Source organism: Formosa sp. S-31 (genome assembly GCF_051172795.1).
In the GTDB taxonomy this organism is placed as follows: Bacteria; Bacteroidota; Bacteroidia; order Flavobacteriales; family Flavobacteriaceae; genus Formosa.
This window is the reverse complement of sequence record NZ_JAENDK010000001.1, coordinates 19766-34581: the sequence shown is the minus strand read 5'-3', so window position 1 is coordinate 34581 and position 14816 is coordinate 19766. Positions and strand designations below refer to the sequence as shown.

9 protein-coding genes are annotated in these 14816 nt (G+C 35.2%); 3 read left to right on the top strand and 6 right to left on the bottom strand.

Annotation, left to right across the window (positions count from 1 at the left end):
- Positions 1-198: 198 nt before the first annotated feature.
- A complete protein-coding gene (locus I3217_RS00130; RefSeq protein WP_435047690.1) occupies positions 199-3465 on the top strand; it encodes a T9SS type A sorting domain-containing protein in 3267 nt (1088 codons plus the stop codon).
- A gap of 158 nt (positions 3466-3623) precedes the next feature.
- On the opposite strand, the gene I3217_RS00125 is transcribed toward I3217_RS00130, so the two are convergent.
- The 4 genes from I3217_RS00125 to I3217_RS00110 form a co-directional block, all read right to left on the bottom strand.
- Positions 3624-4715 (bottom strand): tyrosine-protein phosphatase, encoded by a 1092-nt coding sequence (locus I3217_RS00125; protein WP_435047689.1) that lies wholly within the window; start codon positions 4713-4715, stop codon positions 3624-3626.
- Positions 4716-4745: 30 nt separating this feature from the next.
- Entirely contained in the window at positions 4746-5588 is an 843-nt protein-coding gene (locus I3217_RS00120; protein ID WP_435047688.1) for a tyrosine-protein phosphatase, read from the bottom strand.
- A 17-nt stretch (positions 5589-5605) separates the two neighbouring features.
- On the bottom strand, positions 5606-8536 hold the full coding sequence (locus I3217_RS00115; protein ID WP_435047687.1) for a TonB-dependent receptor: 2931 nt from the start codon (positions 8534-8536) through the stop codon (positions 5606-5608).
- A gap of 181 nt (positions 8537-8717) precedes the next feature.
- On the bottom strand, positions 8718-9269 hold the full coding sequence (locus I3217_RS00110; protein WP_435047686.1) for a helix-turn-helix domain-containing protein: 552 nt from the start codon (positions 9267-9269) through the stop codon (positions 8718-8720).
- A 790-nt stretch (positions 9270-10059) separates the two neighbouring features.
- On the opposite strand from I3217_RS00110, the gene I3217_RS00105 reads away from it, so the two are divergent.
- Entirely contained in the window at positions 10060-10851 is a 792-nt protein-coding gene (locus tag I3217_RS00105) for an N-formylglutamate amidohydrolase (RefSeq protein ID WP_435047685.1), read from the top strand.
- Positions 10851-12230 carry a formimidoylglutamate deiminase gene (gene hutF, locus I3217_RS00100; protein ID WP_435047684.1) on the top strand — a complete coding sequence of 460 codons (1380 nt, stop codon included), beginning with the start codon at positions 10851-10853 and terminating at the stop codon, positions 12228-12230. Before I3217_RS00105 ends, hutF begins: the two co-directional genes overlap by 1 nt.
- 68 nt (positions 12231-12298) lie before the next feature.
- On the opposite strand, the gene gldN is transcribed toward hutF, so the two are convergent.
- Complete coding sequence (gldN, locus tag I3217_RS00095) at positions 12299-13189, bottom strand: gliding motility protein GldN (protein WP_435047683.1); 891 nt, start codon at positions 13187-13189, stop codon at positions 12299-12301.
- 49 nt (positions 13190-13238) lie between these two features.
- Positions 13239-14801 (bottom strand): gliding motility protein GldM, encoded by a 1563-nt coding sequence (gene gldM, locus I3217_RS00090; protein WP_435047682.1) that lies wholly within the window; start codon positions 14799-14801, stop codon positions 13239-13241.
- Positions 14802-14816 lie beyond the last annotated feature (15 nt).

The following is a 14816-nucleotide window of genomic DNA, read 5'->3' as shown; positions in this document are numbered from 1 at the left end:
AAAGTTAAAGATATCGTCCGTAAATCTACTTTTACCTGAGTTTTAGCTCATAACTTAGCTAAAATGTTATGCCTCCCTTTTATAGAAGAATTATTGTTGATTAATGATGGTTTAATTGATAGCAGTCTTATGCCCGCTTACTCTTTGCGCTCAATTAAACTTGTTATGGGTTTTATTAATAACTAAAACCAAAACATTATGAAACGGTTATTCACATTCGCCTTTTTAAGCGTTCTTTTAAGCTGGTTTCCGGCTTTATCTCAGACCACCTATGTGCCAGACGACAACTTTGAGCAGGCCCTTATAGATTTGGGCTACGACGATGTACTAGACAATTATGTACTTACAGAGAATATTAGAGATATTACTGTACTAGAAATTTACCGGCAAAATATATCAGACCTTACTGGAATTGAAGATTTTTCTTCCTTGACTTCTCTAAATTGTCATGATAACTCTATCTCTTCTTTAGATTTTTCTCAAAATAAATTGTTAACAACATTAAGGTGTAGTAATAACCAACTTATTTCTCTGGAAATTACACAAAATAAGGCGTTAATTAATCTTAATTGCGAAAACAACCAACTTACCTCATTAGATGTTTCCCAAAACACATCTTTAACTTATTTGAATTGCGTTAGCAATAAACTTACTGAATTAAATCTTTCTCAAACCCCCTTATTATCTAACTTACAATGCGATGGAAATAAGCTATCAGAACTAGACCTAAGCAAAAACAAAGCCTTAACTAATTTGCAATGTAGTTCGAATCAACTTACAGCTTTAAATCTATCCCAAAACACTTCATTATTGCAATTAGGATGCGGCTCCAACCAACTAAGCACCCTCAATGTCTCATTAAATACAGCATTAACTGCATTATACTGCCACGACAACCAACTTACCAACTTAGAACTTTCCGAAAATACAACATTAACAAATTTAGGTGTATCTAAAAATAAACTAACAAATTTAGATGTAACTAAAAATATATCCTTAATCCGATTAAATTGTAGTAACAACCAAATTACTACTCTGAATCTTACCGAAAACACTGAATTAAACTACCTAAATTGCGAAAACAACCAACTCGCTATTTTGAAATTCGGGACAAATCCCGAACTAAATACTATTGATTGTTTTAACAATCAACTTACATCCTTAGAGATTATTCAAAAACCTGTTTTAAATAGTATTAATTGCTCCAATAATAAACTTGAAACTCTAATAATAAACAAGACCCCTTTTTTACGTATTTTAAACTGTTCAAATAACTTACTCTCCACATTGGTTGTAAACCAAATTTCAAATTTAAATTATCTATATTGTGATTCCAACTTGCTAACCACTTTAAACCTAAGTGAAAATTCAAATTTATGGGAAATATCTTGCCAAAATAACCTTCTAAATATTTTAAATATCCAAAACGGAAACAATATTAATATCTACCAATTTAATATTGCCAATAACCCAAACTTAAATTGTATAGAAGTAGACAATTTAGATTATTCTAAATCCAATTGGAATAATATTGATTCTACTGCCAATTTTAGTGAAAACTGCTCCTACAATCAGACTTTTATACCTGACGACAAATTCGAGCAGGCATTAATAAACTTAAATCTTGATAATAGGCTTGATAACTATGCAAATACTACAACTAATAGCATTGTTACAAGTTTAGACCTTTCTGGTCTAAACATAAGTAGTCTGCAAGGAATTGAAGATTTCAAAGCCTTAACACAATTAAATTGCAGTGATAACCAAATTACCTCTCTGGATTTAAGTAAAAATTTAGCATTAGAAAGTTTAACTTGTAACTTCAATCCAATTTCTGCCATAGATTTAAGTCAAAACAAATCTTTAACTTATCTGGAGATTAAAAATAACGATCGACTTTTCAAACTCAATCTTAAAAACGGGAATAACATTAATTTCAAAACTTTCGATACTTCTAACAATCCTAGTTTAAACTGTATTGAAGTTGATGATGTAACTTACTCCACTTATAACTGGACCAATAAAGATGAATCAACAGTATTTAATTTAGATTGTTCATTATACAGCACCCACGTTCCTGACGACAATTTTGAGCAAGCCTTAATAGATTTAGGCTACGATAATGTTCTGGATGATTATGTTCTCACCGAAAATATTATTGGTATAAAGTATTTAAATTTAGGATCTAAAGACTTTTATAACTTAAAAGGAATTGAAGCCTTTGTATCATTAACTAGGTTAGAATTTTATTTAACCCCACTCACGCAAATAGATTTAAGCAAAAATACACAACTAAAATATTTATATTGCGTTGATAGTAAATTAACCTCTTTAGACCTGAGCCATAACACAGAATTGATTAGCGTGGAATGTTATGGTAATAACCTTACTAGCCTAATTCTTCCTGAAAGCTCAACATTAAATTACTTAAAATGTGAAAGCAATGCATTAACAAACTTAGATCTAAGTCCATCAAAATCATTATGGGAAGTCGAATGTGGCGGCAACAATTTAACTTCAATAAATTTATCCAAAAACACTGAATTATACACCCTAGAATGTTGGAATAATCAACTTACTGAATTAAATGTGTCTAGCTCCCCCTATTTATTAGATTTATTTTGCTCCAATAATAATCTAAGTCGTTTAATTATACAAAATACTAACGGTAGAAGTTTAAACCTGGAAGCTACCAACAACCCTAATTTAACTTGTATTCAGGTTGATGATGCATTATACTCTTCTGAAAACTGGAGTCATTATTTAGATTCAACAACTAGTTTTAGTGAAGATTGTGGATACATTGAATGTCAAGATGATAATGATGCTGATGGCACACCAAATTGCGAAGATGAATGTCCTGACGACCCGAATAAAACAGATCCCGGACAATGTGGTTGTGGAGAAGAGGATAAAGACCAGGACAAAGACGGTGTCTCAGATTGTAATGATGTCTGTAAAAATCAGGATGATACCGTAGACTCAGACGAAGATGGCACACCAGATTGTTTAGACAGCTGCCCGTTCGATCCTTCCGATAATTGCGAAGAAACCAAATGTAAAAAAGGAGGTACTATAATTTGCTACACTAAAAAAAATGGAGCGACATTGCAATTATGTGTTAAAGCTGACCAGGTACAAAGACATTTGAGTAAAGGAGCAACAATAGGACCATGTAACTCTTCTGATTCGAACACTTCTGATAGTAACAAGCATTCTATTTCTGTTTATCCCAACCCGGCATCAAAAGCTATAACTGTTACTCTTAAATCCAAAATGGATTCTAAATTAACTGCAAGTTTATATAACTTCTTTAATGGGATGTTAATTTCACAATCTGAAATTTATACAAATCACCCTAATACCATTCCTATTAACAGACTATCGTGCGGATTTTACGTATTGGTCGTAAAAGACAATGAAGGAAACCATATCGGTGCTAAAAAGATAACTGTAAAACATTAAAATTTAAAACCAAGGAAATTTTTTTCTTTGTTTTTTATTCAAAATAATCAAAGAGTTTTCATTTATCCTACAAATAATAAAATAAAGTCCTCCCCCTAAACAACACAAAAAAAGCCATGGTTTCCCATGGCTTTTTCAATGAAAATGAACAACAAAGCTTACCTTAAATACTTAAGTTTTAAAGCAGCCTGTGCGGTAGAATCTACGCCTATTACTTTTAAGTAATTATCGAAAGATCCGTATGTTTTTTCTATTTCATCGAACCCGCGTTTCAACCAATTGGCCTTTACGCCCATCATCGGACGCAAAATACGCTGATCCAGCCCGTAATATTTCGCAGCCTTTTCTATGGTTTCTTCGTTAGTATCGTATCTAAAATAATTAGAAAGTAAATATTCATCCATAATAGTCTGCTCGTCTACCCCCAGCGTTTTTAAAATAAAAGCCGATGAAAAACCTGTTCTGTCTTTACCGGCAGTACAATGGAACAACAATGGTGTTTGGTCGTTATTTTCATCTAAAAGCGCTTGAAAAAGTTCTTTAAATTTAGCCGTATTATTTACAAACTGAACCGAAGCCAATTCCATAATGTCATCGGCATTAAAGGTTTCCGGATCGGCCTCTTTTATGGTTTTCATCATCTCGTTCATTTTACTCTTTTTTCCCATATCTCCAATAGGGAGATGTTTCCAGGAAACCTGACTCGGATACTTATCCGGCTTATCTGCAATTTCTTCATCCGATCTTAAATCCAAGATTGTTTTAAGACGCAAGGCTTCCAAATACGCTAAATCGGCTTTGGAAAGTTCCGCTATTTCCCCCGAACGATATAACATACCCCATTTTGTATGCTTTCCGTCGGTAGTAGCAATTCCTCCAAGATCTCTAAAATTAAAAGCATGTTCCAGATTGATTTCACGTTCGGACAGGTATAAGGTATCTTTCCCCTTTACCGCGGCAAAAAACATACGCTGCTGCGGTGTATTATTTTTAACCTGTAACGTTGCTTTTTCAGATGACAATTTTTGCGGATTACTCCAATTCATCTGGTTACGCTCAGTTCCTGAATACACATCCCATTCTCCTGTAGTATTCAGCGTTAATTTATAATCGTGATTATCCAGACGTTCAACAAAAACTGCTTCGTTTAAGGTATAAGCCGGCTTTTCCGATTTTTGATAATCGGCACAACCATTGGCCAGCAGTGCGGCCGTAATAACCGCAAAAGTATGATTCAATTTAAATTTCATTGTAATAGTTTTTTAATTCAGATTCCATTTCTATCGTTCTAAATAATTCGCTCTCATGGCATCAACATCTACATGAATAGCATTTAGAAACGCATCAACACTCCCGTATTCTTTCTCAATACTATCTAAAAACGTATTGATGTATGCTGCTCTTGGGCCAGAATTTTTCATTAGCTTTTTTAAGGCTTCTTCGCCATATTTCGTTTTTATATAAGATTCGTACTGCTTATAGGACGCCGAAAGGTATTTATGGGTTGCAAGATAATCGTTAACAATAGCTTCCCTGTCCACACCTAAAGACCACAAAACAAGAGCTGCTGTCATTCCTGCTCTATCCTGACCGGCCTGGCAATGCCAAAGGGTAGTTTTTCCGCTTTCCAGTAGGTTGAAAATGGTTTCAAAACCTGTTATCTTTTGGGTATCTATAGTGCCGTAAAACTCAGTCATTTTTTCTGATACTTCGTACTTTCCTGAAATGACATCGGCAATAAACGATTCGGCATTTGTGGTTTTCCCCGATGGATCGTTTGCCATTAACGGATAGAAATACCTATTTATATCGGCAGGGATGTTATCTGGTTTGTCTTCAATTTCTTTGGCTGTTCTTAAGTCGATAACTTGTTCCAGATTTAGATCTTTAATGATATTTTGATCCGCTTCAGTTAAAGCAGAAAGATCTCCCGAACGGAATAATTTTCGGTATAACACGCGTTTGCCTTCAGCTCCCTCAAAACCGCCTAGATCTCTAAAATTCTCCTCGCCCTGCAACTTTACATGGGTGTCATAAATTTTATAAGGTTCTGAGGTTTGTGCTGTTAAATTTACCGCGCAAATACCTGAAACCATAAGGCTGAATATTATTTTTTTATACATGAATTTATAATCTTAAATTAAAATATGTTGTAGTTAATACCGAACAGTCCTCTTAACGAATAGTACTCTGTTTGTTCTGGTCGGTTAGTATTGCCCTGATAATATCTTAAAGGCTCGTTGGTTAAGTTATTAAGCTCTAAATACAGTCTTAATTTGGAATTGATTTTATACGATGATGAAAAATCCACAGTAAAGTTTTTATCATACCATCTGTAATTTTCTGGGTTACCCTGTACAACTGCGAGAGATTCTCCCTTATAATTCCCAGCTACTCTTAGCGTTAAACCTCCATATTCGTAGAATAATGCCGAGTTAAAAATATGTTTAGACTGATTAGGTATTTTTTCGGTTGTTGTGGATGTTTCGATAGCTCCGGTAGTTTCATTTAGTGTGTACAGAGGAACATTCATTTCAGAATCTGCAAAAGTATAATTAGCTTCAACTCCAAAACCACTTAAGAATCCCGGAAGGAAAGTAAAACGTTTAGATATTCCAAGTTCAAAACCGGCTAACCAACCTTCTTCCGAGTTTGTTGGTTGTGTCACCTGATACAGTTCGCCATTAATAGTTTCGTAACTTCTTGCCGAATAAATAAGATTTTCTAAAGATTTATAGAACACACCACCACTTAATAAGCCAACGTTTTCAAAGAAATACTCACCCATAAAATCGAAGTTATTAGAATATGTTGGTTCCAGTTTTATATTTCCTCTTGAGATGGTAGATGGTGTAGACAACATACTAACAGTTTCTGTAGGATTCAGGTCTGAAAAATTAGCACGAGCAAAAGTTCTGGTATATGCTAATTTTAAATTTAACTTATCTGTTGGCATATACTTTACATGTAACATTGGTAATACAGAACCAAAATCGTTGTCGTTTTCTACTTCTTCAATTACTGGTCCGTCTGCTGTTTGTGTAACACCATGGCCTTTATAATCTAAGTACGTGTGTTCGTAACGTACCCCGGCCATTACTTTTAATTTCTCGCTTAAACTTATATCACTCATTACATAAGCCGATGCCACATTTTCGCTACCTGAATAGAACGATCCGGCAGATGATGGATTTTCCTTGTTAAAGTTTATTTCGTATAGCATCGGGTTGCTTAAAGCCTCTGTACTGAATAATGTAGACAACTCTTTTTTGTCGATAGGGTTTAATAACACATCATCGTACGGACTTCCTATTTCTGATAAATAGCCTCCATTATATGGAAATTCAGTGGTCTTATAATTAGTCATCGGGATCGGAGCGCCGTAATTCCCTCCTAAATATAAGTAGTAACTATAAGGTGCACCACGCTCCAACTTCATGGTTTTATACTTTCCACCGGCCTTAAATTTTAATTTATCTGTTGGCTGAAAGGTTAAATCCAATTGTCCGGTATAATCAGTTTCTTTACTGTAAGATTTAAATGCAATCTGATTGTCTAATTGTAGCTGACTTCCATCTACTGGTTGTGATAAATACGGTTGAATATTATCAAAATGATCACCATTATATCCAGCAGGTGAGTCGATATCTAAAAATTTAAATCCGTCGCTGGTTAAATTATTATAGGTAACAGGTGCTGAAAATGTTACCATGTTGTAAGACGGTTCGCCATCGTAGTTGGAATTAGGAATTTTTCTATTTCCCATTTCGGCATCGTAGGTTGACGCTTTCCAGTCTAATCCTAATTTACCATTTAAGAATTTATGGTTACCTCCTATTTCAGATCCGAATAAGGTGATTCCTGTTACACCATGTCTTACTCTTAAAGACATTTCGCTATCTGTAAAGCTAAAGGTATGTTCGGCAGCCGACTCTTCATCTGTAAAATCAGTATACAAGCCTCTAAAATATACTTTATTGTTTGAGTTTGGCTTGTACTCAAAGCCTGCATTAAATCCTGCTGTAGTACGTTTTCCTAAATAATCACGCAATTGCAGATTATTAAGCGCCAGATTGTCCTCGTAAACGACCTCATAGTTATCGGTACCCCAGTTTCTGTTCCAGTAAGTACCGGAAATCATAAATCCTATTTTTCCATTTGCAACACGATCGCCATATACGATAGATGCATTTTGTACCGGTTTTTGAGCCTGGAAATTCTCTCCATACCCCAGGTTAATATTTAATGTCTTTTTTGAAGGCGCAGTACGCGTAATAAAATTCACAGATCCTCCAATAGCATCTCCTTCCATGTCTGGTGTAATGGCTTTAGATAACTGAACGAATTCAATCATTTCCGAAGGGAATATATCTAAAGGTGCTGCACGCGTTCCTCCTGTGTTATCAGAAGTTCCTTCGGTAGCCGGCATTCTGTCTCCATTCATTAAAGTCGAGTTCCAGGCAATAGGTGTTCCTCTTACAATAACATATCGACCTTCTCCATGATCCCTTTCAATAGAAACCCCCTGCATTCTTTGTACCGCTTCGGCAGCATTTCTATCCGGTAATTTTCCAATAGCATCAGATGCCATAACTTCCATAATAGCTAAAGACTGCTTCTTAAGGTTTAAGGCTTTTTGCTGAGACGATCTATAGCCTCCGTTTATAACGACTTCATCAAGCTTCTCAGATCCGGCGGTTAAAATAATTTTACCGACGTTAATTTGTTTACTGTCTTTAACATTAATTTCGACTTCTTTAGATTCGTATCCCAGATAACTAATAAGTAAAGTCTGTTTTCCTGCATAAGCGTTTACAAGCCTGAAGTTTCCATCGAAATCGGTTACATCTCCGATATCGGTTCCTTTTATAATAACATTCGCCCCAGGTAATGGTCCCAGATTATCTGCAACCACCCCAATAATTTCCGAATTCTGTATTATATCTCCCGAAACTTTAAAGTCTCTTAGTTCCGGTTTTGTACTATTCGCACTCTGAGCATTTAGATCCAGATGTGAAAATAATACCATAATAATTCCTAAATAATTTAGTAATCGTAATGTTGTTTTCATTGTTGTTTAATTAATTTTTCGGCAAATATCTGCAGGCGATTTGCAATACAGGTTTTAGCTGTGTGAGGCGGTCGTTTTAAACGTACAACTCGTGTGAGATACACAAAACACACATTTAAACACCTGATTTACAACAACAAACAACGTCTTAACAAATAAACACCTTATCTTTAAGAAAATGTTAAGCTGCCAGATCGTTCTGTTTTTTAAACTCGCTAGGGGTTAATCCTGTAATTTTTTTGAAGTAATTATTGAAAGTAGACTTAGAATTAAATCCGCATTGGTAGGCAATATCCACTAAAGCCTCGTTACGTTTAGAAGAAATGTGCTTTATTACTTCATTCACTCGAAATTCATTAATGTACTGATAGAAATTTTTATTAAATCGGGTGTTTAAAAGCTGAGTTAAATGATGTTTCGGAATCTGACATTCTTTGGAAAGAGATTGCAGCGTTAATTCTGGTTCTAAATACGGTTTTCTAGATTTAAAATAAGCCTGTAATTTCGATTGGTACGCATCAAGATCAGTTTCACTTAAATTAGAACTGTTGTATTTTTGGAGTTTATCCTGTGGCTTTACTTCAGATAAAGGTTCAACTTTTACATCCTTTGCTTTCACCTTATAAATAGCAATACTTAATACAACAGCCAATGTGCCGATATAAACCAGTCTGGTATCTATGTGTATACCAAATTCATCAAGAATCATAAATATAAAAGGGACGAAAATCATACTTAAATATGTTATACAGATAAAGCGTAGTAACTTAAATTTTAAATGGTCTATTTTCGTTTTGTTTTTATACAGTATAAACAGGTTAACAACGTTGTAGAAGGTTATAGAAATAAAATCCAGAATCACTAATTTGTTGTACAAGGGTAGCGAAAGATTGTTTTTAAGCGGAAACGCATGCAGTTGAAATAGAACAAACACATAGGCAATGCTCATTACTATAAACGGTAGAAAATGTAGAATGATGGTTTGTCGTTTTGTTTTTTTTAGCAAAGACTTGATTAATAAATAAACCACAGGGCCATAAACTAACGAAAAGCTTGATGGTAGCGTGAAGTAAGCGAGTTTTGTAAATAAAAAAATTAATTTTATGGAGAAATGAGCCGACATAAGTAGCAGCAACATGGTAAGTAATTTTTCAAATACTGCATTATTTTTATCTTTTGTTACCAAAATTAACATTAAGGTGAACAGTATCTGAAACACAATGATGCTTATTAAATATCCCATGTTAATATTTTTTAATTTTTTGCAAAAATATTAACATTACCAGGGGAAGTTTTAAAGCATAAATTAAATCTGCTTTAAATAAATGTAAAAATAGCCCCATACGTGCAGGCTTCCTAACATTAATAGCCATTCCATTTAAATGGATCTGATATTCTCTTAAAAACAATTTTATCGGGTCCTTTTCATTTAGCCGCTTTTTAAAATGAAACACTGATATTTCTAACATCTTCATGATTTCCTTGTATTTTTGTCCTGACTAATAGACACAAAGAAGATATTTATGGACATTTTTAACATTACTGAACCTACTAACCAAAAGGTTCCAATAATAATCAGTTCCCCGCATTCAGGAACATTTTTCCCTTCAGATATCACACCAGCTTTTCGCTCAGAGACAATTAATAATCCGGATGACACCGACTGGTTTATTGATAAGCTATACGATTTTGCTCCGGAGCTCGGCATCACGCTAATTACAGCAAATTACAACCGCTGGGTAATAGACCTGAACCGAAATCCGGAAAGTAAACCGCTTTATAATGATGGACGCGTAATAACCGGATTAGTTCCAACGACAAACTTTAACGGAGAAAATTTATATATAAATGAAACTCCAAGTCAGGAAGAAATTGAACGACGCATTCAAACCTATTACAAGCCCTATCACAATACTATAGAAAGGTTATTACAAGACACTAAAAATACTTTTGGCAAAGCCTTGCTATTCGATGCGCATTCTATACGAAAAATGGTTCCAGGTATTCAGGATACTGCATTTCCCGATCTTATCTTAGGCGACAACGACGGTACTTCTGCTTCTGAAGAAATAATTAATACAACATACAAGGCATTACAAGCGGCTGGTAGAGACCTTACACATAATCATCCTTTTAAAGGGGGACACATTACCAGATCGTTTGGTAACCCTGAAAACAACATCCATGCTTTGCAATTAGAAATGGCAAAAACAAATTATATGGATGATTCTGAAACACAATATGACGAAACAAGAGCTAAGCAGACAAGGGAACATCTGATAGTTTTGTTTAAAGCATTAATAAACATATTATAATGACCAAAACATATACTTTCAAAGGACTTTTAACAACAGGTGGATGGATACCTAATGCTGTGGTTACAGTAAACGAAGATGGAAAAATTCAATCTATAAAAGCATCTGATATTCCCGAGGGCGAATATATTGATGGATATGCCCTACCTGGATTTCAAAATGCACATTCACATGCCTTTCAATACGCCATGGCCGGTTTAGCCGAATTACACGAAGGACAAGGTACACCAGATGATTTCTGGAGCTGGAGAACGGCTATGTATAACCTGGCCTTAACTATGTCTCCAGACCATTTGGAAGCCATTGCTGCTATGCTGTATGCCGAAATGGCCCGTCACGGGTATACGGCTGTTGCCGAGTTCCATTATTTACACCATGATAAAAATGGCAAACCCTATTCCAATCTCGCAGAACATGGCGAACGTTTAATCGCGGCTGCCCAGCGCGCAGGAATTAATATAACTTTAGTGCCGATGTTCTATCAGCAAGGTGGTTTTGGAAAACCTGCAGAAGACAAACAAAAGCGTTTTATTTCTGCTACGATTGAAGACTACTATAAATTAGTGGAAAGCAGTAAAAAAGCAGCTAAGCGCTATAACAATGCCGCTGTAGGTATTGGTATTCATTCCTTAAGAGCTGTAAAAGCTAATGACATTATAAGTGTGTGTAATAACCTTGAAAAACACACACCTTTCCATATCCACGTATCGGAACAACTCAAGGAAATAGAAGATTCTCTTAATTATTGCGGGGAACGCCCGGTAGAATGGTTATTGAATCATACCGATATGAATGAAAACTATCATTTGGTTCACGCCACCCATTTGGATGATGTGGAAGTACAGGGAATCGCTAAATCTGGTGCGAACGTAGTCATTTGTCCTTCTACAGAAGGTAATCTGGGAGATGGTTTATTCCGCTTTGCCGACTATAAAGCATTACAGGGTAACTGGAGTATTGGTACAGATAGCCACGTGGGCTTAAATCCTTTTGAGGAATTAAGACTTTTAGATTACGGTCAGCGTTTAACTAATCATAAACGCAATACGTATTTTCTACCGGGGCAAGGCGACAGTGGCTTTAATGCCCTAAAACAAGCCTGGATAAGCGGTAAGAAGGCTATGGGAGAAACGCGTAGCGACTTTTTCGAAATCGGCGCTACACTGGACGCTGTAATACTTGATGCTAAATCGCCTTTAACTGCATCCGCAGCCAGTAAAAACCTGTGTAATACCTTTGTGTATTCCAGTGATGTTTCGAATGTATTAGGCACCATCATCAATGGGAAATGGGTTGTAAAACAAGGCGCACATATAAATTACGAATCTATCGTTTCTAATTTCATTACAACAATGAACGATTTAGGTTCCCGATTATAATTTATAATGTATTCACAAAAAAAAGGCTCACCAAATGGTAAGCCTTTTTTTTGATTTATATCTTGTAATTAGTATGACCACATATCTAATTCAAAATTTCTGATACTTTCCTTAATTCTGTCAGATTCTAACAACTGCATTAAGGCATTATCTTCAATATATTCTGTAACGGTACGGTCTCCATATACGTTTTCTTCTTTAAATATGTAGCCGTTAAAACGTCTCGCATTTAAGATATGATCGAAAGAGAACGGTATAGCACTGTTATCGTTGTTAAATGCTTTAGCATCGTGTAACACCTGACGTGCATCTGGATAGAATACCCAGAATAACGGAATTAAATCTGGTGTTTCTGAATCTATAAAGTTAACATCCGGAGCAACTGGTGCAATGGCTAACAATCTATACTTTAATTCAGACTGACGTTTGTCGAAATACCATAAACCTTTAATCCAGTATTCTGTAATATCGTAAGAAGAAATTTCTCTTCTTTGAATATATTGTGCATCTACTACACCTTCGGCATTATATTGTTCGTAACCGATGTCTGTAGTATCTACCTTCTTTAAAGCATACTGAATATCTGATAATGTTCTCTTTGTAGTAAAGTAAGAATCGTCGTAAATATTCTTAATCTTACCTTGTTTTATACTTTTTAAAAGTACATCGTACAGAGAACGTCTGTTCGTTCCAATATTGTTGGTATCTACAGGATAATACAGCGGGAAATTTACACGCTCGTCTAGCACAATTTTTTCCCATACCATTTTAGAGAACAACAGGTCACGGTCGTCTACATAACCATATTCTAATGGCTTATCATTATCCATTGCCTTTTGGGCATCGGTTCTCAAACCAATCTCCTGAGGGCTCTTTGCATTTAAGATATTTGCTTGAGCAAAAGATGCAGAAGCGACTAAAATGCTACATAGGGTTAATAAAAAACTTTTATAATTCATTGTCTAATTTTTTAATTGTTGTGCTAATATCCTTATAGATACTTTTGTATTAGTTAGCTAACTCAATAATAACCGGAGAAACTTTCTTCAGTTTGTAAGATGAATTATTACTAATCTGAGCTTTAATATCGAAAATCGTTACAGCGTCACCACGTCTGGCTTTACGTAAAGCCGCTTTAGCCTGGCTGTTAAGTTTAGTTCCTCCAACAGAAATTGTTGGTTGTCCTGGTATTTTAATTTTGAATGATGTTACAGATAATGGTAAATCGAAATCAAAATCGTCTAACTTCGCTCCAATAGTAGCAATTTCTAAACTGTTACGTTGCATAGAAACGTTACCATCTTCTCCACGGATTGTACCAGTTGGACTTGGAATATCCTTAATTCTGAAGGTAGCATTATCACCCACAGTTTTCCCATCAGGCAATGTACCTGTTACTTTAATAGTTACTTCTCTACCCTGACCAGGATTCATTACGTATTTACCTACACCAGAACCTTTCTTTAAACCAGGTGCACTTGCAGATACTTTATTGTCTGCAATACCAGCAAAAGAAATTGTCATTGGGTTAGATACTCCACGATAAACCACATTCATTTTGTCTGCAGAAATCGTAGCCGAATTAGGCTTAGATACTGTAGCGAAAGTAGATTTAACAGGTACTTCGATTTCCTCTCCATCCTGTTCGAAAACTAACTTTCCTTCGATAGTGTGCTCACCAGGATTTCCTGTATTAAAGTTTAATTTTACTTTACCGTCTTCGATAGTATAATCTTTATCTGTTAAAGCTCTACCATCTAAAGTTAATTCTACTTTATTTGGTTTTGTAGAACCATCTTTACGACCTAATACAATGTTACCATCAAACGTTTCACCGTTAAAGTAAGCCGATTTTGAAGTTTCTAACAATGTTGTATAGTTAGTCATAGAAGCTTCTGCTGCTAACTGACCTGCTAACATTCTGTTTAAAATTTCAGAATCTGTAGTTTTAACGTCTGCCTGTAACTGAGTTACTTTTGTTAAAGACGCTACTAAAGGGAATCCTTTGTAGTGGTAATCTAACCATTTTACAGCATTTCCATCTCTGTTTTTTACAGGCTCAGTATTAAATGTTGCTAATACATCGTCTGCTAATGGTGCTAATTTAGGATCTGATTTTAAAATTTCAGAAACACCGTCTCTAAAGGTTGCAATTTGCTTTAAAAACTCTTCGCCTTCTGGCTTGTAGTTATCACCAATAAAGAAATAATTATCTAAAAAGTCTCCTTTATCCATAGTTTCGTAATCCTTAGGATCTTCTACGGTAGCATACATTTTAGTCTTTAATTCTTCCAGGTAAGCATAAAAATTATCAGCTAATGTGTTTACCTGGTCTGCCTTTAGTTTAAGTGGCTTAAACTTTTCCGGCTGCTCTTCAGCTTTCAAATCCAGATTAGATAACATTGCCTGGTTACGGTCTGTAGCCGCCTGGTTAGATTCAACCAGTTTCTCGTTCAATATTCCAAATGCTGAAAGCACTTCTTTTGACATATTTAAAGCCAACATCGCGATGAAGATTAAATACATCAAGTTTATCATTTTCTGCCTTGCAGATAAATTTCCTCCTGCCATTTCTAATTAGGTTTT